Source organism: Roseomonas sp. SRI_022 (assembly GCF_057586215.1).
Map to the genome: position 1 here is coordinate 64,690 of NZ_JBYCZL010000006.1, position 24,108 is coordinate 88,797.

A 24,108-nucleotide genomic window follows, 5' to 3' on the forward strand; every position below is an offset into this window, starting at 1 on the left:
TTTCCGAGACTGCCGCCGAGCCCGAAGGAACCTGCCTGCCCATGACCAAGGTCCGCGTCGTCTGCGCCCATGACTGTCCCGACATGTGCTCCCTGGTCGCGGAGGTCGAGGATGGTCGCGTGGTCCGGCTCCAAGGCGATCCGGACGAGGCTTACACGGCCGGATTCGCCTGCGCCAAGGTGAACCGGGACATGGAGACGGTGCATTCGCCCGACCGGCTCCGCACACCGCTGCGCCGCACCGGGCCGAAGGGCAGCGGCCAGTTCGAGCCGATCACCTGGGATGCCGCACTCGACGAGATCACAAGCCGCTGGAAGTCGATCATCACCGAGAGCGGGGCGGAGGCGATCCTCGGCTACGCCTACTCCGCGCATCAGGGGCATATGAACCGCCGGTTGGTGTCGGGGCTGTTCCATGCGCTCGGGACGTCGCGGCTGCAGGCGGGCACGGTTTGCGACACCTGCTGCGAAACCGCCTGGGACATGACCTGCGGGCCGGTCGGCGGGACCGACCCCGAGAGCGTGATCCATTCCGACCTGGTGATCGCCTGGGGCTGCGACCTGATGGCGGTGAACGTCCATTTCTGGGCGCTGCTGGAGAAGGTCCGGAAGACCGGCGTGAAGCTGGTGGTGATCGACCCGCGCCGCAGCCAGACCGCGGCGCGGGCCGACTGGCACCTGCCGATCCGCATCGGGACCGATGCGGCGCTGGCCTGCGGCATCGCTCATATCCTGCTGCGCGACGGGTTGCTCGACCGGGATTACGTCGCGGTGAATACACTGGGCTTCGACCGCTGGGCGACGGAGGTTCTGCCGAACTTCCCGCCGGCGCGCGTGGCGGCCATCACCGGGCTTTCGGTGGATGACGTGGAACGGCTGGCCGCGATGTATGGCGAGGCGAAGCGGTCCCTGATCCGCCTCGGTGAAGGTATGACGCGGCTCGCCAAGGGTGGCCAGGCGCTGCGCGCGGTCGCGACCCTGCCGGCGCTGACCGGCGCCTATGGGCGGGAAGGGGGCGGGGCGCTGCTGCTCGCCGCCGGATCGATGGATTTCCAGTTCGGCTTCGTGGGCAAGCCCTCTGGCCCCGCCAGTGCGCGCATGGTCAACCACCTGGCCCTGGGTGAGGCATTGGAGGAGATGCGCGACCCGCCGATCCGCGCGCTGTTCATCGCCGCCAACAACCCGGCCGTGACCAACCCGGATGTGAACCGCCTGCGCCGGGCCCTGGCGCGAGAGGACCTGTTCACTGTCGTCCACGACCCGTTCCTGACCGACACCGCGCGCTTCGCGGACATCGTCCTGCCCGCCACGACCTACCTCGAAACCGAGGACTTCTACCGCTCCTACGGCTCCTACCGAATGCAATGGGGGCCGGCGGCGGTGGCCCCGCAGCACCAGGCCATGTCGAATTTCCATCTCGCGCAGGCGCTCGGCCAGCGGATGGGGCTGACCGATCCTGCCTTCTCCATGGCGCCGAAGGATATCGTCCCGCACTTCTTCAAGGGTGCGACGGGCATCATCGCCGAGGTGGATCCCGCCCGTGTCTTCGCGGGGCCGGTGAAGGTGTCGCCGCCGGCGGCCCAGGAATTCCGCACGCCGTCCGGCAAGTTGGAGATCTACTCGGAAACCCTGGCCCGTCAGGGCGTGCCGCCCATGCCGGTTTGGGAGGAAGACCCCGTCGAAGTGGCCGACGCTGCCCGCTGGCCGCTGCGGCTGCTGACCGCACCGGGCTATTTCCAGGCGCACACCGCCTATGCGGCCTCGCCCTTCCTGCGCAAGCGAGAGGGTGCCCCTTGCGCCATCCTGCATCCTGCCGAGGCGCACAGGCGCGGCCTGGCGGACGGCGCCACCGTGCGCCTGTTCAACGACCGCGGCGCGGTCGGGCTCGTGCTGCGCATCAGCGACGAGGTGCAGCCAGGCATCGTCCTGGTCCCTGGCCAGCGCCCGGATGCCGAGGCGGTGTCGGGCACGGTGAACATGCTCTGCGACGAACGGCGGACGGATATGGGGGAGGGCGCCTGCTACCAATCCACCTTCCTCGACGTCGCGGCCTGGGAGCGCGCGGCATGACCGACCTCGCCACCCTGACCGCCGTCGAACAGGCGCAGATCATCCGCGACCGCCGGGCGTCCCCGGTCGAGGTCACCCGCGCGGTGCTCGACCGCATCGCGGCGTGGGAACCGCGGATCAACGCCTTCGCGACGCTCGACGCCGAGGGCGCGCTGAACGCCGCGCGCGCGGCGGAAGTGATGGTCATGGCGGGCGTGCCGCTCGGTCCGCTGCATGGCGTGCCCGTGACGATCAAGGACGTGCAGGCGGTCGAGGGCCTGCCGACCCGGCGCGGATCCCGCCTGACGCCGACCACCCCGGCAACCGCCGATGCGCCGCTCGTGGCCCGGCTTCGTGGCGCAGGGGGCATCATCCTCGGCAAGACCACGGCGACCGAGAATGGCTGGACGGCCGTCAGCAGTGGGCCGTTGACCGGACACACGCACAATCCCTGGATGTACGGCCGGACGGCGGGTGGGTCTTCTTCCGGCGCCGCGGCGCTGGCGGGGGCGGGTTGCGGGGCGCTTCATCTCGGCACCGACGGGGCCGGCTCCATTCGACTGCCGGCGCATTTCTGCGGCGCGATCGGGCACAAGCCGACCTTCGGTCTGGTGCCCTATGCGCCGGTGCCGAACAACAATTCGGTGTCCCATGCCGGGCCGATCACCCGCAGTGTGGGCGATGCGGCATTGATGTTGCAAGTCATGTCTGGCCTGCATCCCTCTGATCATACGACATTGCCCATGACGATCCAGGCGACCGATATCTGGGCGCCGGACCTCAAGGGCATGCGCATTGCCTACAGCCCCGACCTCGGCCATGCGCGTGTGGACCCAGAGATTGCGGAGGCCGTCCGCGCGACCATCGACGTCCTGCAGGCCCTGGGCGCGACCGTGGAGGAAGTGACGCCGCCCTGGGGCCCCAAGGGGCCGGAGCTGGAGCGGTTGGTCTGGGCCGTGGCCATGTATCCCTTCATCGAGACAGACCCCGCCCGTCGCGCCGAGATGGACCCCGGTCTGGTCGCCTGTCTCGACGAATTCGGCGGACTGACGGTGAAGGAAGCGGTCGCGACCGCCGGCCGCCGCATCGCCTACGCCGCCGAGGTCAATACCTGGTTCGCCGATGGCGGATGGGACGCGCTGGTCACGCCATCCGCCTCCGTCGCAGCTTTCGAGGTCGGCCGCCAGCGCCCCGCGCATTGGCCCGACCATGTGTGGGATTGGCTGGTCTGGGCGGAATTCTCCTATCCCTTCGACCTGTCCCACGGCCCGGCGGTGTCGGTTCCCTGCGGACGAACCGGGGAGGGGCTGCCGATCGGCTTGCAGATCGCAGGTCCGCGCTGCGAGGACGCGAAGATGCTGCGCATCGCCGATGCCTTCCTCCGCGCGCAACCATTCCGGCCGGCCTTCGCCAGCGCCCCGGCTTGACATCCGCCCGCCCGGCGGCAGGTTGCCGCTGAGTTTTTGCCGGGGGTTGCAATGAAGAAGTTCCTGCTTGCTGCGGCGTTCTGCGCCGCGGCGACGACGTTGAATGCGCAGACGCTGACCATCGCGGCGCAATCGGTTCCGACCGCGATGGACCCCCATTTCCACCGCGCCAACAGCAACAACGCGCTGCTGCGCCAGGTGTTCGACCCGATGGTCGACTTCGATTCCCAGGGGCAGATCGTCTCCCGCCTCGCTGAATCCTGGCGCATCTTGGATGACCGCACCTGGGAGTTCCGGCTGCGCGAGGGCATCCGCTTCCACGACGGCACGCCGCTGCAGGCGGAGGACGTCGCATTTTCCTTCGAGCGCCTGCCGCGCGTGCCGAACAGCCCGGGGTCCTTCGCCTCGGCGGTGCGCACCATCTCCGGCGTCACGATCGTGGACGACCGCACGCTGCGCATCACGACCAGCGAGCCGTCGCCCTACCTCGATGCCGAACTGACGGCGGTGATGATCCTGTCGCGCAAGCTGCATGCGAATGCCAGCACGGCCGACTTCAACACCGGCCGCGCCATGGTTGGCACCGGCGCCTATCGCCACGTTGCCTATGTGAACGGCGAACGGATGGAGGTGGAGCGCAACCCGAACTTCTGGGGGCAGACCGCGCCTTGGGCCCGCGTGCAGATCCGCTTCGTGACGGGCGCCGGGTCGCGCGTCGCCGCACTGTTGTCGGGCGATGTGGACCTGATCGACGGCGTGCCGACGCAAGACGTCGCGCGCCTTTCGTCGGACCGGCGCATCGAGATGTTCAGCACGGATGCCAACGGCACCGCCTACCTGTTCCCTGATGCCGTGCGAGAGCAGGCGCCCTTCGTCACCGACAACCAGGGCCGCCCGCTGGACCGCAATCCGCTGCGGGACGTGCGCGTGCGCCGGGCGCTGTCGATGGCGATCAACCGCCCGGCGATCGTCGATCGGCTGCTGGCCGGGCAGGGGACGCCAGCCGAGCAGTTCGCGCCGCCGATCGCGGTGGGCCGCATCCCGGACCGGCCGCAGGTTGCGAATGACGTCGCGCGCGCCCGCGCACTGCTGACCGAAGCCGGCTATCCGCAGGGCTTCCGCATGACGATCCACGGGCCGAATGGTTGGTTCCCGGGCGATGCGGAAGTGCTCCAGGCCGTCGCGCAGGGCTTCACCCGCATCGGCGTGACGACGACGGTCGAGGTGCTGCCGACGGCGACCATCTTCTCCCGCGCCACGAACCGCGACTTCGCGATGTTCATGACGACCTACGCCTCGAACCTCGCGGCGATCACGCTCCAGCAGGTGGTGGCGACGCGCAACAACGAGACGCGGATGGGGCCGTTCAACCGGCAGCATTACTCCAACCCGGCGATGGACCGGGTGCTGGATCAGGCGCTTCAGACCATGGACCGCACACAGCGCGACGCGCTGACGGCGCAGGCCATGACCATCGCGATGGACGACGTCGCGGTGATCCCGGTCTTCTATCTGAAGGCGAGCTGGGCCGGGCTGCGGTCGCGCGTGCGCTACGAGGCGTCGCCGAACTGGTACACCAATGCGCTCCAGGCGACGCCGGTGAACTGACGGGGTGGGCGGGCGTCCGGCATGACGCCCGCCAGCCTTCCCGAGGCTTGCCGGCTGCCGCTCTGCGGAAGGGTCGGGGCGCCGGGGGCTCGAACCCTAGCGCCAGATCGGTATCAAGAAATACCGCATAAGGTATATTATGGAAAATATTCTATAGCGAGGTGTCAGCGGGCAGCCCGGAAACCCGATTCTTCGGATCCGCCGCGTGGGGCCCGGTCGATGGCTCGCTGTAGATCTGCTGCTCGGCGCAACCCCGCGCGAGGAAATCCAGCAACTGGCGCACCGACGGCAACAACCCCCGTCGCGACGGAAAGACCGCATGCACGATCCATCGCCGCGGCCGCCAATCCGGTAGCAGGTCGATCAGCCTGCCCGCCTCGACGTCCCGGATCACCGCCAGCATCGGCAGCAGCGCGACGCCCAGGCCGCCCAGCACGCCTTCGTGCAGCAGATGCAGGTCGTCGGTCACCAGCCGAGGCGTATGCCGGACCGAGGCGGTCAGGCCGTCGCGGTGACGCAAGGCCCAGACGTGATCGCGATGCGGCGGTCCAAAATCGAGGCTCGGCCACTCGGCGAGATCAGCCGGCCCAGCCGGCGCGCCATGGCGATCGACCAAGCCCGGGCTCACCACCAGGCCGTGGACGCTCTCACCCAGCTTGCGCATGACCAGATCGGCCTCGCCCAGCGGCGGTTCGCGAACACGGATCGCCAGATCGAACCCCTCGCCGATCACATCGACACGACGGCTGGTACTGGTGAGGTGCACCTCGACCTCGGGATAGAGCGCCATGAAGCGGGCGATCAGTTCGCCCATCTGATAGGTCAGAAGGCCCGGAACGCAGGCCACGCGGATCACCCCACGCGGCTGCGCGGCGATATTGTCGATCACGGCCTGCGCAGCCTCGGCCTCCACCAGCATGGCCAGGCAGTGCTGGTAATAGGCCTGGCCGATCTCAGTGATCGAGAACCTGCGCGATGACCGCTGAAGCAGGCGCGTTCCCAACTGCGCCTCCAGCAGCGCGATCCGTCGGCTGAGCTTGGACTTCTGCATGCCCAACGCCCGCGCCGCCGGGGCGAAGCCGCGATGGTCCACCACCTGGACAAAGTAGTAGAGGTCGTTGAGATCGCGCATCGTCCGATTGATAGGACGCAATGATGCCAATTCGCAATCTCCCGCAATCATCGTTGCAGGAATAATAACTCCCCAACGCGACGGGCAATGCCCGCTCGCCTCAAGGAGATCGAACGATGAAGAAGGTTCTGGGACGCTACGGCAATGATCGCGGCCACTGGGTCGGCGATGGCTTCCCCGTCCGGTCGCTGTTTTCGTATGACGCCGTGGGCAAGCAGGTCAGCCCCTTCCTGCTGCTCGACTATGCCGGTCCGCATAATTTCGAACCAACCACCAAGCGTCGCGGCGTCGGCCAGCATCCCCACCGCGGCTTCGAGACCGTGACCATCGTCTATGACGGCCAGGTCGAGCACCGTGACTCAACCGGCAAGGGTGGCGTCATCGGCCCCGGCGACGTCCAGTGGATGACAGCGGGCGGCGGCATCCTGCACGAGGAGTACCACTCGCCCGCCTTTGCGCGGACGGGCGGGCCGTTCCGCATGGTGCAGCTGTGGGTCAACCTACCGGCCAAGGACAAGATGGCGCGGCCTGGCTACCAGTCGATCATGGACGCCGACATTCCGGCGGTCTCCCTGCCCGGCAATGCCGGGACGGCACGGATCATCGCCGGCGAGATGAACGGATCCAAGGGTCCGGCTAGCACCTTCACACCGATCAACGTGTGGGACGTGCGGCTGAACCGCGACGCGGAGACGACGCTGAACCTGCCTGAAGGCCACACCGCCATCGTGGTCGTCCTGTCGGGTCACGTCACGGTCAATGGCGACCAGCCCGCCGGTGCCGCCGAGGCGCTGCTGCTCGACCGCAAGGGCGACAGCGTCACCCTGAGCGCCGACGCGGACGCCGTCCTGCTGGTCCTGACCGGCGAACCGATCGACGAACCCATCGTCGGCTACGGGCCGTTCGTGATGAACAGCGAGGACGAGATCCGTCAGGCGATCGCGGACTTCAACGGCGGCCGCTTCGGCGACATCGCCGCCGCCTGACCCCACCCACGACGACGCAAGGCCCGGTCTTCGGACCGGGCCGCAGCCCTCATCCGCCCTCTGCCGCGTTCCGTTGTGCACGACCCACTCGAAAGGATCCGCGCATGTCCGCTTCCACCCTCCCCGCCAATTTCAACGGCCAGCGTCCGGTGATCGACCCCGACGACGCGGTCATGCTGCTGATCGACCATCAGAGCGGCCTGTTCCAGACCGTCGCCGACATGCCCATGACCACGCTGCGCCGCCATGCCGCAGCCCTGGCTTCGATGGCGACCCTGGCCAAGCTGCCGGTCGTCACCACGGCCTCGGTCCCACAAGGGCCGAACGGACCCCTGATCCCCGAAATCCACGCCAATGCTCCCCACGCCCGGTATGTGGCGCGCAGGGGCGAGATCAATGCCTGGGACAACCCCGACTTCGTCGCGGCGGTGAAGGCCACGGGCCGGAAGACCCTGATCATCGCCGGCACGATCACCAGCGTCTGCATGGCCTTCCCGGCGATCAGCGCGGTCCAGGAAGGCTACAAGGTCTTCGTCGTGGTCGACGCCTCCGGCACCTATTCCAAGATGGCGCAGGAGATCACGCTGGCGCGCGTCGTCCAGGCCGGCGTCGTGCCGATGGACATGGCCGCCGTCGCTTCGGAACTGCAGAAGACCTGGCACCGCGACGACGCCCAGCAATGGGCCGCGATCTACACCCAGATCTTCCCGCCCTATCAGCTGCTGATCGAGAGCTACGGCAAGGCCCAGCAGGTCGCGACCGAGCACGAGATGCTCGACTCCCAGCGCGGCTGACCGAACGCCGCCGGTGGCGTCCTCGGTCGTGGCCGGCACCATGCGCGCGCCGCGCCACGGCGCATTCTCCCGGAAAGGACATCACGATGACCAGCGAAGCGATCCGTGATCCCAAGGCCGACGACCTGCTGACGCCTCAGAACTCGGCCTTCGTCATCATCGATTACCAACCCGTCCAGGTGAATTCGATCGCCTCGATGGACCGCCAGCTTCTGGTCAACAACATCGTCGGCACATCAAAGGCCGCTGTCGCCTACGGCCTGCCGATCGTTCACTCGACGGTCAATGTGAAGACCGGACTGAACAAGCCGCCGATCCCGCAGCTCCGCAAGGTGCTGGGCCATCTGCCGACCTATGATCGCACGTCGATCAATTCGTGGGAGGACGTGGAATTCCGCAAGGCGGTCGAGGCGACCGGCCGCAAGAAGCTGATCATGACGGCGCTGTGGACCGAGGCCTGCTTGACCTTCCCTGCTCTGGACGCCCTACGCGAGGGCTATGAGGTCTACGTCGTCGCCGACGCCGTTGGCGGCACATCGCTTGCCGCCCATGAGATGGCGCTGCGCCGCATCGAACAGGCGGGCGGCAGGATGATCTCGGTGCCGCAGCTGTTCTGCGAGTTGCAGCGCGACTGGAAGCGGGCCGAGACCGTCCCCGCCTTCATGAGCCTGTTCATCGAGACCGGCGGCACCGCCGGCATCCAGTTCTCCTACGACAAGACAGAATGATCCCCGTTGGGCGGTCCGCATCCGTCCGATGCGGGCCGCCTTCCCTCCCTGAAAGGATGCCTGTGATGAGCGCGCTCTTCATCACCGTCGGCCTGCGGGCCAAGGCTGGAAAGGAGGAAGAGCTGAGGCGAGATCTGATCGCCGTCGTCGGCCCCTCGCAAAAGGAAGAAGGCAGCCTGCGCTACGAATTGTTCGAGGATCGCGACCAGCCCGGCATGTTCGTCTTCGTCGAGCACTGGGCCTCGCAGGAGAGCCGCGACAGGCACCACACGCAGGGGCCGCACATCCAGCACTTCCAGGCAGACGGCGCTGCCAATGTCGAGCGGATGGAGTTCGTCCACATGCTCAAGCGCATAGCCTGAGCCGACCTCGTCCCGGTTCAGACGGCTGGGGCCTGAAGGGAAGGCCCCTGTCTATCCCGCGCGCCGGCGGAGGGCCTCTTAAGCCGTCACCGCCGACTTAGATCTCCTCCATCGCCGAAACCCCTGGCAGCACCTTCATCGCCTGCATGACCTTCGGGCCGATGTTGAAGCCGCCGGGCAGCGCCATCTCCACCTCCTGACCCGGCCCGGTGCGCGGCACGAGCACCACGCGGCCGCGGCCGCGACCCTCTCGCGTCAGCAGCGCCTGGATCGGTGTCACGCCCGCGATGTCGTCCAGCCACAGCCGCACGCCGCCGCCGGCACCGCTCGCGGCCTTCTCCAGCGCCTCGACGTCGTTGGCGGTCAGCCGCAGCGCCTCGCCCTCCATCCGCGCCTCGCAGGTCACCAGGACGGCCTGGCCCTCGGCCAGCAGTTCCCGCGACCGGTTCAGCACCTCCGAGAAGCAGGTCACCTCGAAGGATCCTTGCGCGTCGGACAGCCGAACCCAGGCCATGCGGCTGCCGGTCTTGGTCGTGCGTTCCTTCGCGTTCACCACCGTCCCGGCCAGTTTCAGCCGCGCCGCGCCCGACCGCGCGCGGTCGGCGATCTGCGCCGACGGCGTCACGCCCAGCCGCTGCAACGCCTTTCGATAGGTGTCGAGCGGATGCGCCGAGAGATGGAAGCCGACCGCCTCGGATTCATGGGACAGGCGTTCCAGCAACGGCCAGTCCGGAACGTCGGGCAGCCGCAGCGGCTCATTTCGTTGGGAGTCCGCCCCGAACAGGCCGATCTGGCCGGAGCCACGCTCCTCGGCGCTCGCCTGGGCGCGGCGCAGGATCGTTTCGGCACCGGCCATCACGCGGGCACGGTTCTTCTCCAGGCTTTCAAAGGCCCCGGCACGGGCCAGGTTCTCGATCTGCATCTTGTTGAGCAGCTTCGGATCCACCCGCGCCGCCAGGTCGGCCAGCGAGGCGAAAGGCCCGTCCGCATTGCGCGCCTTCACCAGGTCGCGCATCGCCGCCTCACCCACGCGCTTCACGGCGGCCAGGGCGAAGCGGATCGCCTCCTTGCCGTCCTCCGCCGTTTCCACGCGGAACTCGGCGCCGGATCGGTTGATGTCCGGCGGCAGGATCGGAATGCCGAGCCGCGCGCATTCCTGCATGTGGCCCGCGAGCTTGTCGGTATTCGACAGGTCGAGCGTCATCGACGCCGCCAGGAAGGCAACGGTGTGGTTCGCCTTCAGCCAGGCCGTCTGGTAGGACACCAGTGCATAGGCTGCGGCGTGCGACTTGTTGAAGCCGTAGTCGGCGAAGCGCTCCATCAGGTCGAAGATCTCGGCGGCCTTGGCCGGCTCGATCCCGCGCTTCTCCGCGCCGTCGCAGAAGATCTTGCGCTGCGCCTCCATCTCGGAGCGGATCTTCTTGCCCATGGCGCGCCGCAGAAGGTCCGCGGCACCCAGCGAATAGCCCGCGAGATCCTGCGCGATCTGCATGACCTGTTCCTGATAGACCATGATGCCGTAGGTCTCGGACAGGATGTGCATGATGGCGGGGTGCGGCGGCTCCCACTTCTCGCCCGCCTTCCGCGCGCAATAGGCCGGGATGTTCGCCATCGGCCCGGGGCGATACAGCGCCACGGCGGCGACGAGATCCTCGAATTGGCTGGCGCGCATCTGCCGCAGGCAGTCGCGCATCCCCTGCCCTTCGAACTGGAACACCCCTGCCGCGTCGCCCTTGGCGAGCATGGCGTAGGTCTTCGGGTCATCGATCGGGATGGTGGAGATATCGACCTCGGTGCCCTGCCCCTTCAGGATCTCGAGCGCGCGTTCGATCACCGTCAGCGTCTTGAGGCCGAGGAAGTCGAACTTCACCAGCGATGCTGCTTCCGCGTATTTCATCGAGTACTGCGTCACCAGCATCGGCGACCGCGGATCGCGATAGAGCGGCACGATATCGACGAGCGGCCGCCGGCCGATCACCACACCCGCCGCATGGGTCGAGGCATTGCGGTACAGCCCCTCCACCTGCTGCGCGATGTCGAGCAGCCGGGCCACCTGCTCGTCCCCGTCCCGCATCTCCTGCAACCTGGGCTCGCCCTCGATCGCCTGGGACAGCGTCACGGGCTTGGCCGGGTTGAACGGGATCAGCGAGGCGATCTTGTCCACCTGGCCATAGGGCATGCCGAGCACGCGCCCGACGTCGCGCACTGCCGCCTTCGCCTGCAGCTTGCCGAAGGTGATGATCTGCGCGACGCGGTCCGCACCGTATTCGCGCACGACGTACTGGATCACCTCGTCGCGCCGGTCCTGGCAGAAATCGATGTCGAAGTCCGGCATCGACACGCGCTCGGGGTTCAGGAACCGCTCGAACAGCAGGCCGAAGCGCAAGGGATCGAGGTCGGTGATCAGCAGCGCCCAGGCCGCGACGGACCCGGCACCGGACCCGCGCCCCGGTCCCACCGGGATGGGCGGCGTCTGCGCCTTCGCCCATTGGATGAAGTCCGCGACGATCAGGAAGTAGCCCGGAAAGCCCATCTTCTCGATGACGCCGAGCTCGTAGTCCAGCCGGTCGCGATAGACCTGCCGCTTCGCCTCGTCCGGCGGCGGCTGCATGGCGTCGAGGCGCCCTTCCAGCCCGTCCTTCGCCATGGCACGGACCGTCTCGGCTTCGGTCATGCCCTCGCGCACCTTGGGGCAGACCGGCAATTCGGGCTTCTTGCTCTCGGCCATCACGGCGCACATGCGCGCGATGGCGAGCGTGTTGTCGCAGGCCTCGGGCAGATCGGCGAACAGGCTGCGCATCATCGCCGCCGGCTTGAACCAATGTTCGGGCGTGACGCGGCGGCGGTCGCGCTCGGCCATGGTGCGGCCCTCGGCGATGCACAGCAGCGCGTCATGCGCCTCATGCATCTCGCGGGCGGCGAAATAGACATCGTTTGCCGCGACAATGGGCAGCCGCGCCTCGCTGGCCAGCGCCAGCAGGCCGCTCTCGATCGCCCGTTCCTGCGGCAGGCCGTGGCGATGCAACTCGACCGCCAGGCGGTCGGGGAAGGCTTCCCGCAGCGCATGAAGGATGCGTGTGGCGGCATCGCGCCGCCCGTCGCCAAGCAGCCGCGCGATGGGCCCCAGCGTTCCCCCGGTCATCAGGAAGACACCCGCTGTGTGTTCCCGCAGCAGGTCTAGCGTGATCGTCGGCCGCCCCGAAGGATCGTCCCGCAGATACCCCTTCGAGGAGAGCTTCTGCAGGTTCTCGAGCCCGACCGGATCCATCGCCAACCCGACCAGCGGGTCCGGGTTCTGCCGAGCGACATCGGGGCGGTCGGGATCGGCCTCGGCGCGGGTCAGGAACAGCCGGCACCCCATGATCGGCTGCACGCCCTTCTTCGCGCAGTATTCCGCGAATTCCAGCGCGCCAAACATGTTGGCGCTGTCGGTCAGCGCCACGGCCGGCATGCCATTCGACGCGGCAAGTGCCGCGAGCTTGTCCGCCTTGATGGCGCCCTCGCTCAGCGAATAGGCCGAATGGACATGCAGATGGATGAAGGAGGACGGTTCGGTCATCACAGGACTCGCTGGCGATCGCCAGGGTAGCCCAGCGTCCCGGCGCGCGGAACGTCGGGAAAGGCGCTGCTCCGTGGCGGCATGCCCGGGCAAGGATCTGCTCGGCGCGCGCGCGTCGCGGCATGGGCTTTGCTCGCCTTGCCGGGCCTTGGCGGCGCGATCAGGATCGCCCCCGAAGCGGAGAACGTACGGAGCCGATGATGACCAACCGCCTACTGCGCACCAGCGCCCTGATCCTTCCGACGCTCGCCGCCGCCGGCCCGGCGCTCGCCCATGGCGGGCATGCCGAGGGGCTCGGCGCCGGCTTCGCGCATCCGCTGTTGGGCCTCGACCACCTGGTTGCCATGGTGGCGATCGGCCTGTGGGCGGCGCAGGCCGGCTTTGCGCGCGCCTGGTGGCTGCCGGGTGCCTTCCTCGGCGGCATGGCGGGCGGCATTGCCCTTGGCGTCGCGACCGCCCTGCCGGCCTGGATCGAACCGGGGGTGGCCGCGACGGTTCTGGTCCTGGGCCTGGTCATCGCGCTGGCCGTGCCGATGCGCGCCGCCCTGGCCCTGCCGCTGGCCGCCGGGTTCGGCCTGCTGCACGGCGTCGCCCATGGCAGCGAGATCGGCGGATCGCTACTGCTGACGGTGGCGGGCATGCTCGCGGCGTCGGCGCTGCTGCATGCGGCGGGCTTCGGGATCGCCCGCGCGGCCGCGGGCCGCGTCGCCGTGCTGCGCGCCGGTGGCGCCGGGATCGCCGCGGTCGGCGCGATGCTGCTCGTTCTCGCCTGAGTTCATTCAGCCGGCGATGCCCTGCGCGGCCTCGAAGGCCGCGCGGGATTCCCGGATCGCCGGCTGGTGCCGGGCCGCCCAGTCCGCGAGCGGCGCCAACGCGGCATGGAGCGACACGCCGCGCGGCGTCAACGCGTAGGTCACCTGCGGTGGGCGCCCGTCGGTCACGCGGCGCGTCACCAGCCCGTCGCGTTCCAACTGCCGCAGCGTGACCGCCAGCATGCGTTGGGAAATGCCGTCCACCACGCGGCGCAGCGCGTTGAAGCGGCAGGGCCCCTTGTTCAGCTCGGTGATGACCAGGACGGACCAGGCGTCACCGACGCGGTCGAGCACGTCGCGCACGGGGCAGGCGTGGTTGATGGCATGCGCAGCGGGCATCTCGGTTCCCTCGGGGTAACCATGTGACGTGAAAATGGATCTATCGAAACCAGGTTACCATCCGTAATTGCCCTGCCAGCATCATTCCTGGCAAGGGACAGTGACCATGAACATCCTTCTGATCGGCGCCACCGGCATGATCGGCAGCCGCCTGCTGGCCGAGGCGCTGGCGCGCGGCCATGACGTGACCGCCGCAACGCGCAATCCCGACCGTATCGAACCCCGGGCCGGCGTGACGCCGCTGGGCCTCGACATCACCGATGTCTCCGCCTTGGCAGCCGCTGCGGCGCCCGCCGATGCGGTCATCGCAGCCGTCAGCCCACGCAGCACCGGCAACCCGGCTGCCGAGGCCCTGGCCTATGCCGAGGCGCTGGTCGAGGGCCTCGCGGGCAAGCGTCTGCTTCAGGTCGGCGGCGCCGGGTCCCTGAACCTGCCCGACGGCACCCCCGTGGCCGATCACGTGCCCGAGCCCCACAATGCCGAGGCGCGTGCCATGCGCGCCGCCTTCGACCGCATCGCCGCAAGTGAGCTCGACTTCACCGTCCTCGCGCCGGCCGGCATGATTGCGCCCGGCGAGCGTACGGGCCGTTTCCGCCTCGGCGGCCGTACCTTACTCACCGATGCGAACGGCCAGAGCCGCATCAGCGCCGAGGACTATGCCGTGGCGATGCTCGATGAGGTCGAGCGGCCCGCCCATCGCGGCACGATCTTCACCGCAGCTTACTGAACCGGTGGGGCGGGCGACGATCCGCCCCCTACCTCTTCACGCCCTTCACGGCATTGGCCGTTGCGCTGGCGGTGATCCCGCCATCCGCATCGGCCGGTAACCGGGCGCGCACGCGCTCCTTCAGCGCCGCGACCTGCGGCGCCGGGACCGCAGCCATGACTGCCCCGATCGTCGGCCCACGCATGCTGGTCACCCAATAGGCCTCGAAGTCCGAAAAGCGGCGGGTGACGGTGATGGGGCGCGATTCCACCGCGCGCAAGCCGGCCGCCGACCACAGCGCCTCCATCGTCTCGCGCCGCGAGGACTGGATCGAAGGCGGCTTCGGGATGGCCATGCCCATGGCCTCGGCTTCCTGATGCATCGCCGCGATGGGAAAGCCGCCGCCGAGCATGTCCCAGGAATAGGCAGCAACGATGCCGCCGGGGGCGACCACGCGGGCCATCTCCGCCACGCCACGCGCGGGATCGGGCACGAAGAACAGGACCAGCGCCATCATCGCGGCGTCGAAGCTACCATCGGCATAAGGCAGGACCATCGCGCTGCCCTGCCCGAAGCGGACCGGGCGCCCGGCCAGCTTGGTCCGCGCGTAGGCCAACTGGGCTTCCGATGGGTCGATGCCTTCGACAATCGCCGGCGCGCAGCGGTCGAGCAGCAGTTCGGTCGAGGCGCCATTGCCGCACCCCACATCGACCCATCGCAGCCCTGGGGCCGGCGCCACCCAATCGAGGAAGACATCCCCGGCCAGGCGGCTCCAGACGCCCATGAATTCCTGGTAGGCCGCGCCGTCGTTGAAGACGATCGGGAGATCCGTCATCGCCGCCATCCTGTCGGTAGTTACGGGAACGCACCGTGACAGATTGGGGTCGAGGATGCGGCCTTCAACGCCGCGCGGTGGTTACGGCATCAGCCGGCCGGCACCACCCGCCCCTCGACGAGCGTCACGATCCGGTCCATCCGCCGCGCCAGGTCAGGGTTGTGCGTCGCCACCAGCGCAGCGACGCCATGTCCCCTCACCTGCTCCAGCAACTCGTTGAACACCTTGTCCGACGTCCCGACGTCGAGGTTCCCCGTCGGTTCATCCGCCAGCAGGATGCGCGGGCGGTTCGCCAGCGCGCGGGCGATCGCCACGCGCTGCTGCTCGCCACCCGACAACTTCCCCGGCCGGTGGCTCTCCCGCCCCGCCAGCCCGAAGGCGGCGAGCAGTTCGCGCGCGCGCTCCGACGCCGCCCGGCGTGCCACGCCCGCGGCCATCTGCGGCAGGACGATGTTCTCCTCCGCGGTGAATTCCGGCAGCAGGTGGTGGAACTGGTAGACGAAGCCGATCGTCGTGCGCCGGATCGCGGTGCGCGCATCGTCCGACAGCGAACCGGCGGCGCGGCCCTCGACGAAGACCTCCCCCGCATCGGGCTTCTCCAGCAGGCCGGCCAGGTGCAGCAGCGTGGACTTGCCGGTGCCGGACGGGGCCACCAACGCCACGATTTCGCCGGCGGCGAGCGTCAGCTCCGCGCCGCGCAGCACGGGCAGCTCCCCCGCCTCGCTCCTGTAGCGGCGCTCGACGGCGGCGAGGCGCAGCGGGGCATCACTCATGGCGCAGCGCCTCCACCGGGTCGAGCCGCGCGGCGCGCCAGCTCGGGAAGATCGTCGCCAGCAGCGACAGAAGGAAGCCGAGGCCCACCACCTGGATGACCTCCCACGGATCCACCACGGCGGGGATGCGGGTCAGGAAGTAGATCTCGGGGTCGAAGATGGTCGTGCCCGTGGCACTCATCAGAGCCTGCCGGATCGTCTCGATATTCGCGCAGAACAGGAGGCCGATGCCGAGGCCCGCCAGCGTTCCCACCCCGCCGACCGCAGCACCGCACAGCAGGAAGATGCGCAGGATCGCCCCGCGTGCCGCGCCCATGGTGCGCAAGATGGCGATGTCGCGCCCCTTGTCCTTCACCAGCATGATCAGGGAGGAGACGATGTTGAAGGCAGCGACCAGGATGATCAGCGTCAGGATCAGGAACATCACGTTCCGCTGCACCTGCACGATCTGGAAGAAGCCGCTGTTCGCGTTCTGCCAGTCCATGATGGCGATGGACCGGCCAGCCAATGCCTGGCGGATCTCGAACGCCACCGTCCCCGCCGTGCCGGGGTCATGCAGATAGACCTCGACCTGGCTGACCACGCCGCGGCGTTGGAAGAAGACCTGCGCGGCTTCGAGCGGCATGAAGACGAAGGCACCGTCATAGTCCTGCATGCCCACTTCGAAGATCGCCGCAACGCGATAGGCACGCAGCCGCGGCACGGTGCCGAACACCGTGGTGCGTCCCTCCGGCGAGATCACCGTCACGCGGTCGCCCACGCCGATATCGAGCCGCCGCGCCAGCACGGTGCCGATCACGATCGCATCCTCACCCACGAAATCGGCAAGGCTGCCGGCGCGGATATTGCCGGCGATGATCGGTCGGGCGCGCAGCTGGTCGGGTGCGACGCCACGCACCAGCCCGCCGGCGGAAGCCCCCGCATCGGTGGTCAGCAGCACCTGCCCTTCCACCGTCGGCATGGCCTGCGCGACCTGCGGCAGGGCGCGGATGCGCGCGGCCGCTGCCTCATAGTCACGCAGCGGCCCGTCGGAGGCGACGACGCCGAGATTGCCGTTCAGCCCCAGGATGCGGCTCAGCAATTCCTGCCGGAACCCGCCCATCACCGACAGCACGACGATCAGCGTCGCGACGCCGAGCGCGATGCCCGCGAGCGAGAAGGCTGCGATCAGCGACACCGCCCGCTCGCCCTTGCGCGCGCGCAGGTAGCGCGCGGCGACCGCGCGTTCGAAGGCGCCGAAGATGCGGGCTTCAGCCATGGCGCAGCGCCTCGGCCGGGTCGATGCGGGCGGCGCGCCAGCTCGGCCAAAGCGTGGCGAGCAGCGACAGGCCGAAGCCCATGGCGACGATCACCGCGACCTCGCCCGGTTCCACGACCGACGGCAGTTGCATCAGGAAGCGCAGTTCCGCGCCGAACAGCCCAGTCTCCTCCAGCCAGGCGAGGCCGCGCCGCAGCGCCGGGAAATTCATCGCGACACCGAGGCCGAGCGCGAAGCCCGCCAGCGTGCCGCCGCAGCCGATGGTCGCCCCGCACAGGATGAAGATGCGCAGGATCGCCCCACGCCCCGCGCCCATGGTGCGCAAGATCGCGATGTCGCGCCCCTTGTCCTTCACCAGCATGGTCAGCGAGGAGATGATGTTGAACGCCGCGACCACGACGATCAGGGTGAGGATCAGGAACATCACCTTCCGTTCCACCACCACCGCCGCATAGATGCTGCTGTTCGCCCCCTGCCAGTCGGTGATCCGCAGCGGCTGGCCGGCGAAGGCGGCGCGCACGGCGCTCGTCACCGGCGCGATGCGGGATGGGTCGGCGACCAGGATCTCCACCTGGCTGACCGCGTTGCCGAGCCCAAACAGCGCCTGCGCGGTGGTGAGTGGGACGAAGATGGTCCGGCCATCGTATTCCGGCATGCCGAGGTCGAAGGTCGCGACCACGCGCAGCGTGCGTTGGCGCGGCGCGGTGTTGAAATCCCCGCCGCGCGCCTGCGGCAGCACCAGCGTCAGGGTGTCCCCGGGCTGGACGCGCATGCGCTGAGCCAGGCGCGCACCCACCACGACCGCGTCCTCATCCCCCAAGGCGTCGAGGTCGCCGAGGCGGATGGCGCGCTGGATGATCGGGCGCGCGGCCAGTGCTTCGGGCAGCGCGCCGCGCAGTTGCGCCGCAGCCGCGCCGCCACCGGGTGCGGTCAGCAGCACCTGCCCTTCCACCACCGGAGCCGCCTGGGCAATGCCGCCGATGGTGCCGAGCCGGGCGAGGATCGCCTCGCTTCCCTCCAGCGCGCGGCCGCGTTCCGGCTGCACGGTCAGATGGCCGTTCAGCCCGATGATCCGGTTCATCAGGTCAGCGCGGAACCCGTTCATCACCGAGGTGACGATGATGAGCGTCGCGACGCCGAGCGTGATGCCGACCAGCGAGAAGACCGCGATGATCGAGACGAAACGTTCCCCCTTGCGCGCCCGCAGATAGCGGAAGGCGACGGCCCGCTCGAAGGCATCGAACATGCGGAAGATCAGCCGCCGCGGATCTTCGCGATGGCGTCTTCCAGCGAGACCTCGGCGCGTTCGCCGGTGGCACGGCGCTTCAGTTCCACTTTGCCGGCGGCCGCCCCGCGCGGGCCGATGATGGCCTGCCAGGGGAAGCCCATCAGGTCGGCATCGGCGAACTTCTCGCCCGCCCGCGCCGCGCGGTCGTCATAGACCGCCTGGTCACCGAGCTTCGCGTAGAGGGCTTCACACATCGCATCGGTCGCCGCATCACCCGGGCGCAGGTTCAGGATCGCCGCCGCCCAGGGGGCGACCGCATCCGGCCACTTGATGCCGGCCTCATCGTGGTTCGCCTCGATCAGCGCGGCCACCAGGCGCGAGACGCCAATGCCGTAGGAGCCCATCTCCGGCGTGACCGACGTGCCATCCGGCCCGGCCAGCGTCAGGCCGAGCGGCGCGGAATACTTCGTGCCGAAGAAGAAGATGTGGCCGACCTCGATGCCGCGGCCCTCGCGACGCCGGGCCTCGGGCACCTCGGCCCAGGCGGCGGTGTCGTGCATCTCATCCGTCGCGGCGTAGTTGGCGGTCACGCGCTTGAAGAAGGCCTTCAGGCCGTCCACGTCGTCATTGTCCACCTCGGCGCCAGCCCAGTCCGTCGTCTCATAGGCCGCGTCGTAGAAGACGCCGCTCTCGCCGGTCTCGGCGAGGATGATGAACTCGTGCGACAGCTCGCCGCCGATCGGCCCGGTGTCGGCGCGCATCGGCACCGCCGTCAGCCCCATGCGCTGGAAGGTGCGCAGATAGGCGAGGAACATCTGGCGGTAGGAGTGCTCCCCGCCTTCCTTGTTCAGGTCGAAGGAATAGGCGTCCTTCATGAGGAATTCGCGGCCGCGCATCACGCCGAAGCGCGGGCGTACCTCGTCACGGAACTTCCACTGGATGTGGTAGAGGTTGCGCGGCAGGTCGCGATACGACTTCGCGTAGGACTTGAAGATGTCGGTGACCATTTCCTCGTTGGTCGGGCCGAACAGCATTTCGCGCTCATGGCGGTCGGTGATGCGCAGCATCTCCTTGCCGTAGTCGTCATAGCGGCCTGATTCGCGCCACAACTCGGCCGACTGGATGGTCGGCATCAGGATCTCCTGCGCGCCGGCCCGGTCCTGTTCCTCGCGCACGATCTGCTCGACGTTGCGCAGCACGCGCAGCCCCGCCGGCAGCCAGGCGTAGATGCCGGCGGAGGTCTGGCGGATCAGCCCCGCCCGCAGCATCAGGCGGTGGGAGGCGATCTGCGCGTCGGCAGGAGTTTCTTTCAGCGTGGGCAGGAAGGCGCGGGAGAGGCGCACGGGCGGTCCTTTGCGGCAATCGTCGGCGGGGAACCTACTGGCGCGCGCGCCGAGCCGGAAGTGCCCCGCCCCCGTTCGCCCGCCCAGGCCTGCGGCGGCACCGGCGAGCGGCAAGAATGCTGCGAATGCGAAAGGCGTGGCGACAGAAAAATGCGTCGGGACGGTGTGAACGCATGCTTTATGCTTGCGGAGCCGCGCTTCGGCACCCTAGAAAAAGAAAGGGCCGCGCCCCGAAGGTCGCGGCCCAAGTTTAGGGAGGAAACGCCAGTCACACGGCAGGAAGAGAACCAATCTCTTCCTGAAAATAAGAATGGCCACACACGGCCCTGGCGACAACGAAAAATACCGCAGCGCAGGATGAAAAAAGCGGCGATGAACCGCGTCCTGCGTAAAAGCGGAGCAAACCCCGCAGCGTCATGCTGCTTTTCCGATCACGGCCCCGGCAACGCCAGCGGCCCGGAGCGGAATGAGACCCAATCGCTCTCGATCAGCGCCCAAACCCCGAACCAGATGACCGCTGAAACCAATGTGGTCGCGATCGCCTTACGCAGGAGATTCGCTGCGACGGGCGTGCCGCGCCAGCCACCTGCGGCGGGATCGCCCTGCGTATCGGGTCGCGTGCCGATGGGCAGTATGGCGAAGAGCACGGTCCACCAGACCAGCAGGTAAACGACGACACCGGTGAAAACTGTCATACTGCCCTAGGTGGATCGTTTTCCGTCCGTGCGCCAGAGGGGCCTCTCCCCGGGCGTGCAGGCGATCCGGAAGGAGGAAGTCCTGATGTCCCGTGCGATCCGGCCCATCGCGTCATCGCGCATTCTTCTGCTGCTCGGCGGCGTCGCCTTCGCGACCCTGCCGTCGCTTCTGCCCGTGCTTGACGGCGGCGCCCATGCCGCCGGCGGTGGAGGCGGTGGTGGTGGCGGGGGTGGAGGAGGCGGAGGTGGGGGTGCCGGCGGAGGCGGTGGTGGCGGCAACGGCGGCGGGAATGGTGGCGGCAACGCGGGCGGCAACGGCGGGGGCCAGGGCGGCGGGCATGGCGGCGGCGGAAGCAGCAGTGCCGGCAATTCCGGCAATGCCGGGGGACACGGCCAGGGCGGTGGCGTCGGCGGCGGGCGCGGCGACAGCGCCTCGGCCTCGGGTCGCGGCGGTTCCGCTAACCAAGGCCGTGGCGGTTCAGCCAGTCAGGGCCGTGGCGGGGACGCGGCCGGGCGTGATCGCGGCGCAGTCGCCAGTGCTCTCGGCGCGCTGAACGCGGCCCATGCCTCCCCGACGGCGCGGGCCAATGCCGCGCCGAATTCCCGCGTTGGGCAGATCGCTTCCTACGAGCAGGCGATGCTGAGTGCACTGTCCCTGCCGGCGCGGACCCCGGCCGAGGTCGCGGTCCGCAACCATGCGATCGCGACGGCTCGTGCTCAGGAACTCACCGCCGCGGCTAACCGTCCGGTCAGTCCGACGGTGGTGTCCCGCGTGGACAGCATGCTCGGCCTGCCGCCGTCCGACCCGAGGCTCGGGGTAACGCGATAACGGCTTATCCAGGGTGCCTCGCCTTCACTGAGCGGGGCTCCTGAGCCGATCGATCACCGCGGGGTCGTAAGGCGAGCCGGCAGCAATCCCCTGTCGCCGGGCAAAATCCGCAAGCGCGGCGCGGATCTGTGGGCCGTCACGCCCATCCACTGGCGCGCTCCAGCCACCGCGCCGCGCCAGCACCGATTGCGCGAAGCGGACCAGCGGCCGATCGGGTGTTACCACCGGACCGCGCGCCGTCTCAGCGGCAATCCGCGCGGCAGCCTGACGCGCCTGCGCCGGCGGCACGCGGTGCTGCAGCGCCTGACGGTAGCGCTGCGCACCGGGGACTCCCCGCCGCTCGGCCAGCGTGATGCGCGCGAGCGCCTCGGCCTCATCGGCCGCCGTGCCGTCGCCCGCCACCTGCATCAGGCCCATGGCGAATTGCGCTTCGGCCAAACCGCGTTCGGCGGCGCGCTGGAACCAGACAGCGGCCCAGGCAGGTTCCCGCGAGGTGCCGTCGCCAGCTTCGACCAGCCGGGCGAGACGATACTGCGCATCGGGCACACCTTGCTGTGCGGCGCGGTGCAGCCAGGGGATCGCGGCGGCCGCGTCGCGCCCGCCATCGGTGCGATAGAGGTGGCTGCCGGCCAGCAGCAATTGCGCGTCCGGGTCGCCGAGATTGGCGGCGGCCTCGATCAATCGGGAAGCCCGGTCGGGATCGGGCGCGGTGCCGCGCGGCGGGTTCATGGCGCGCAGGCCATCGCGTTGCAGGGCTGCGGCCCGCACCCGCTCCTGCGCGGTCGGAGCGGGCGGCGGCTGGCTCGGGACCGACGCGCCACCGAATGCCGCGCAGCCTGACAGCAGGCCCGCCAGGAGAAGTAGCAGCGGGCGGCATTGGTTCCGGAAGCGGTAGTCAGGCATGGCGATCCCCCTGCGGCACTGTGCGGCCAGCACGACCCATGTGCCACCCACCGGGGAGCACAAGGCCGCGAAGATGACGCCCTTCAGAACGCGTCAGAGCCTGAGGAGATGCACCTCGACCATCGGCCGCTTGCGCAGCCGCTTGCCGACCGCCTTGCGCAGCGCGGAGCGTGCGGCCTCGCGCAACTGGTCGTCCTCGCGTCGCAATGCCGCCGGCATCTCGGCAAGCGTGCGGCGGAACTCGGCGGCGATCACTGCGGGTTCCGCATCCCCCATCTCGAACAGGCCAGGGGCGGAGATCTGCGGCTCGCCCAGCACGCGGCCCTGCGCATCGACGGCGAGGGAGGCGACGACCATGCCGTTGAACATCATCCGCCGCCGCGCGGCGATCAACGCGCCGTCGATCGGCAGCAGCCGGTCACCATCCACGGCCAACCGCCCGGTCGGCACGCCTTCAACGACCTCCGGCCGGTTACCCGACAGGCGCAGCACGTCGCCATCCTCGATCAGGAAGGGCGTCGCGCCGCAATCGCGTGCCAGCGCGCCGTGGTCCTGCATGTGGCGCCATTCGCCATGCACCGGCACCGCGTAGCGCGGCTTCACCAGCGCATAGAGCCGCTTCAGCTCGTCGCGCGCCGGATGGCCGGAGACATGGACCATGTGGTCCTCATCCGTCATCACGCGGCAGCCGCGCCGGGCGAGGCCATCTTGCACACGCTGGATCGCCTGCTCATTGCCGGGGATGCGGCGAGAGGAGAAGATCACCGTGTCCCCTTCCCCCAACGCGATGTTGGGGTGGGTGTCCTCGGCGATCTTGGCCATGGCGGAGCGCGGTTCGCCCTGGCTGCCGGTGCAGATCAGCAGGATCTCGTCATCCGGCAGGTAGCCGGCTTCTTCTTCCGGCACGAAGGGCGGGATGGATTTCAGGTAGCCGCAATCGCGCGCTGCCTGCTCGATGTTGCGCAGCGACCGGCCGAACAAGGAGACCTGCCGGCCGGCGGCGCGCCCGGCCAGCGCGATCGATTCCAGCCGCGCGACGTTGGAGGCGAAGCCGGTCACGGCGACGCGCCCCGTCATGCCGCGGATCAGCGCGGCCAGGTTGCGCCGGACCTCCGCCTCGCTGCCCGAATGGCCCTCCACCATGGCGTTGGTGGAATCGCAGACCATGGCGAGCACGCCTTCCTCGCCGAGGGCGGCGAAGGCGTCCTCATCGGTGCGCGGGCCGATCAGCGGATCGGGGTCGAGCTTCCAGTCCCCGGTGTGCAGCACGATGCCGTGGCGCGTGCGCAGCACCAGCGCCTGTGATTCCGGCACGGAATGCGCGACGGGCAGGTACTGCAGGTCGAAGGGGCCGAGGGTGAAGCGCGCGCGCGGCTGCGTCACCACCAGCGGCACCTCGTGGATCATGCCGGCTTCGGTCAGCTTGCGTGTCAGCACCGCGGCGGCGAAGGGCGTCGCGAACACCTTGCAGCGGAACTGCCGCCACAGATGCACCACGGCACCGATGTGGTCCTCATGCGCATGGGTGATCACCAGGCCGAGCAGCCGATCGCGCCGATCGGCCAGCCAGGCCGGGTCCGGGACCATCACATCCACTTCGGGGTTGTCGTGGCCGGCGAAACCAAGGCCGCAATCGACCGCCAACAGCGCATCGTCGCAGCGATAGACGCTGAGGTTCATGCCGATCTCGCCGGTCCCGCCCAGCGGGAGGAAAGCGAGGTCGCCGGAGACGGCGTTCATCGT

21 protein-coding genes are annotated in these 24,108 nt (G+C 69.0%); 10 read left to right on the forward strand and 11 right to left on the reverse strand.

Going from position 1 to position 24,108, the window contains the following annotated elements; translation table 11 throughout:
* Positions 1-41: 41 nt before the first annotated feature.
* The 3 genes from AC2YHJ_RS07555 to AC2YHJ_RS07565 are packed head-to-tail and all read left to right on the forward strand — an operon-like array spanning position 42 to position 5,083.
* Positions 42-2,069, forward strand: a complete 2,028-nt coding sequence (locus AC2YHJ_RS07555; protein ID WP_487395086.1) for a molybdopterin-containing oxidoreductase family protein — start codon at positions 42-44, stop codon at positions 2,067-2,069.
* Positions 2,066-3,475 (forward strand): amidase family protein, encoded by a 1,410-nt coding sequence (locus AC2YHJ_RS07560; protein WP_487395087.1) that lies wholly within the window; start codon positions 2,066-2,068, stop codon positions 3,473-3,475. Before AC2YHJ_RS07555 ends, AC2YHJ_RS07560 begins: the two co-directional genes overlap by 4 nt.
* Positions 3,476-3,526: 51 nt before the next feature.
* Positions 3,527-5,083, forward strand: a complete 1,557-nt coding sequence (locus AC2YHJ_RS07565) for an ABC transporter substrate-binding protein (protein ID WP_487395088.1) — start codon at positions 3,527-3,529, stop codon at positions 5,081-5,083.
* Positions 5,084-5,234: 151 nt separating this feature from the next.
* Here the strand turns inward: AC2YHJ_RS07565 and AC2YHJ_RS07570 are convergent, their stop codons facing one another.
* Complete coding sequence (locus tag AC2YHJ_RS07570) at positions 5,235-6,266, reverse strand: LysR substrate-binding domain-containing protein (RefSeq protein WP_487395089.1); 1,032 nt, start codon at positions 6,264-6,266, stop codon at positions 5,235-5,237.
* 65 nt (positions 6,267-6,331) lie between these two features.
* Between AC2YHJ_RS07570 and AC2YHJ_RS07575 the strand changes: the two genes are divergently transcribed.
* The 4 genes from AC2YHJ_RS07575 to AC2YHJ_RS07590 all read left to right on the forward strand — a co-directional run bounded on the left by AC2YHJ_RS07575 (position 6,332) and on the right by AC2YHJ_RS07590 (position 9,085).
* Positions 6,332-7,201 (forward strand): pirin family protein, encoded by an 870-nt coding sequence (locus tag AC2YHJ_RS07575; protein WP_487395090.1) that lies wholly within the window; start codon positions 6,332-6,334, stop codon positions 7,199-7,201.
* Positions 7,202-7,305: 104 nt separating this feature from the next.
* Positions 7,306-7,995 (forward strand): hydrolase, encoded by a 690-nt coding sequence (locus tag AC2YHJ_RS07580; RefSeq protein ID WP_487395092.1) that lies wholly within the window; start codon positions 7,306-7,308, stop codon positions 7,993-7,995.
* 86 nt (positions 7,996-8,081) lie between these two features.
* Complete coding sequence (locus tag AC2YHJ_RS07585) at positions 8,082-8,723, forward strand: hydrolase (RefSeq protein ID WP_487395093.1); 642 nt, start codon at positions 8,082-8,084, stop codon at positions 8,721-8,723.
* 65 nt (positions 8,724-8,788) lie between these two features.
* Positions 8,789-9,085, forward strand: coding sequence for a putative quinol monooxygenase (locus AC2YHJ_RS07590; RefSeq protein WP_487395094.1), 297 nt, complete (start codon positions 8,789-8,791; stop codon positions 9,083-9,085).
* Positions 9,086-9,182: 97 nt separating this feature from the next.
* On the opposite strand, the gene dnaE is transcribed toward AC2YHJ_RS07590, so the two are convergent.
* The gene (gene dnaE / locus AC2YHJ_RS07595) at positions 9,183-12,644 is read right to left on the reverse strand and encodes a DNA polymerase III subunit alpha (RefSeq protein WP_487395096.1); all 3,462 of its coding nucleotides are present in this window, start codon (positions 12,642-12,644) and stop codon (positions 9,183-9,185) included.
* 197 nt (positions 12,645-12,841) lie between these two features.
* Between dnaE and AC2YHJ_RS07600 the strand changes: the two genes are divergently transcribed.
* Positions 12,842-13,417: a HupE/UreJ family protein gene (locus tag AC2YHJ_RS07600; RefSeq protein WP_487395098.1), complete on the forward strand. Its 576-nt coding sequence runs from the start codon at positions 12,842-12,844 to the stop codon at positions 13,415-13,417.
* A gap of 6 nt (positions 13,418-13,423) precedes the next feature.
* Here the strand turns inward: AC2YHJ_RS07600 and AC2YHJ_RS07605 are convergent, their stop codons facing one another.
* Positions 13,424-13,795: a winged helix-turn-helix transcriptional regulator gene (locus AC2YHJ_RS07605; RefSeq protein ID WP_487395099.1), complete on the reverse strand. Its 372-nt coding sequence runs from the start codon at positions 13,793-13,795 to the stop codon at positions 13,424-13,426.
* Positions 13,796-13,901: 106 nt separating this feature from the next.
* On the opposite strand from AC2YHJ_RS07605, the gene AC2YHJ_RS07610 reads away from it, so the two are divergent.
* Positions 13,902-14,522, forward strand: coding sequence for an NAD(P)-dependent oxidoreductase (locus AC2YHJ_RS07610; RefSeq protein ID WP_487395100.1), 621 nt, complete (start codon positions 13,902-13,904; stop codon positions 14,520-14,522).
* A gap of 28 nt (positions 14,523-14,550) precedes the next feature.
* On the opposite strand, the gene AC2YHJ_RS07615 is transcribed toward AC2YHJ_RS07610, so the two are convergent.
* The 6 genes from AC2YHJ_RS07615 to AC2YHJ_RS07640 all read right to left on the reverse strand — a co-directional run bounded on the left by AC2YHJ_RS07615 (position 14,551) and on the right by AC2YHJ_RS07640 (position 20,633).
* On the reverse strand, positions 14,551-15,336 hold the full coding sequence (locus AC2YHJ_RS07615) for a class I SAM-dependent methyltransferase (RefSeq protein ID WP_487395101.1): 786 nt from the start codon (positions 15,334-15,336) through the stop codon (positions 14,551-14,553).
* Positions 15,337-15,425: 89 nt separating this feature from the next.
* Complete coding sequence (locus tag AC2YHJ_RS07620) at positions 15,426-16,109, reverse strand: ABC transporter ATP-binding protein (protein ID WP_487395102.1); 684 nt, start codon at positions 16,107-16,109, stop codon at positions 15,426-15,428.
* Complete coding sequence (locus AC2YHJ_RS07625; protein WP_487395282.1) at positions 16,102-17,352, reverse strand: lipoprotein-releasing ABC transporter permease subunit; 1,251 nt, start codon at positions 17,350-17,352, stop codon at positions 16,102-16,104. Before AC2YHJ_RS07625 ends, AC2YHJ_RS07620 begins: the two co-directional genes overlap by 8 nt.
* 7 nt (positions 17,353-17,359) lie before the next feature.
* Positions 17,360-18,613, reverse strand: a complete 1,254-nt coding sequence (locus AC2YHJ_RS07630) for a lipoprotein-releasing ABC transporter permease subunit (RefSeq protein ID WP_487395103.1) — start codon at positions 18,611-18,613, stop codon at positions 17,360-17,362.
* Between the two features lie 8 nt (positions 18,614-18,621).
* Entirely contained in the window at positions 18,622-19,938 is a 1,317-nt protein-coding gene (proS, locus tag AC2YHJ_RS07635; RefSeq protein ID WP_487395104.1) for a proline--tRNA ligase, read from the reverse strand.
* Positions 19,939-20,369: 431 nt separating this feature from the next.
* Entirely contained in the window at positions 20,370-20,633 is a 264-nt protein-coding gene (locus AC2YHJ_RS07640) for a DUF1467 family protein (RefSeq protein ID WP_487395105.1), read from the reverse strand.
* Between the two features lie 85 nt (positions 20,634-20,718).
* Between AC2YHJ_RS07640 and AC2YHJ_RS07645 the strand changes: the two genes are divergently transcribed.
* Positions 20,719-21,462: a hypothetical protein gene (locus tag AC2YHJ_RS07645; RefSeq protein ID WP_487395106.1), complete on the forward strand. Its 744-nt coding sequence runs from the start codon at positions 20,719-20,721 to the stop codon at positions 21,460-21,462.
* Positions 21,463-21,486: 24 nt separating this feature from the next.
* On the opposite strand, the gene AC2YHJ_RS07650 is transcribed toward AC2YHJ_RS07645, so the two are convergent.
* Both AC2YHJ_RS07650 and AC2YHJ_RS07655 read right to left on the reverse strand, forming a co-directional pair.
* Positions 21,487-22,365, reverse strand: a complete 879-nt coding sequence (locus AC2YHJ_RS07650) for a hypothetical protein (protein WP_487395107.1) — start codon at positions 22,363-22,365, stop codon at positions 21,487-21,489.
* 93 nt (positions 22,366-22,458) lie between these two features.
* Entirely contained in the window at positions 22,459-24,105 is a 1,647-nt protein-coding gene (locus AC2YHJ_RS07655) for a ribonuclease J (protein WP_487395108.1), read from the reverse strand.
* Positions 24,106-24,108: the final 3 nt, after the last annotated feature.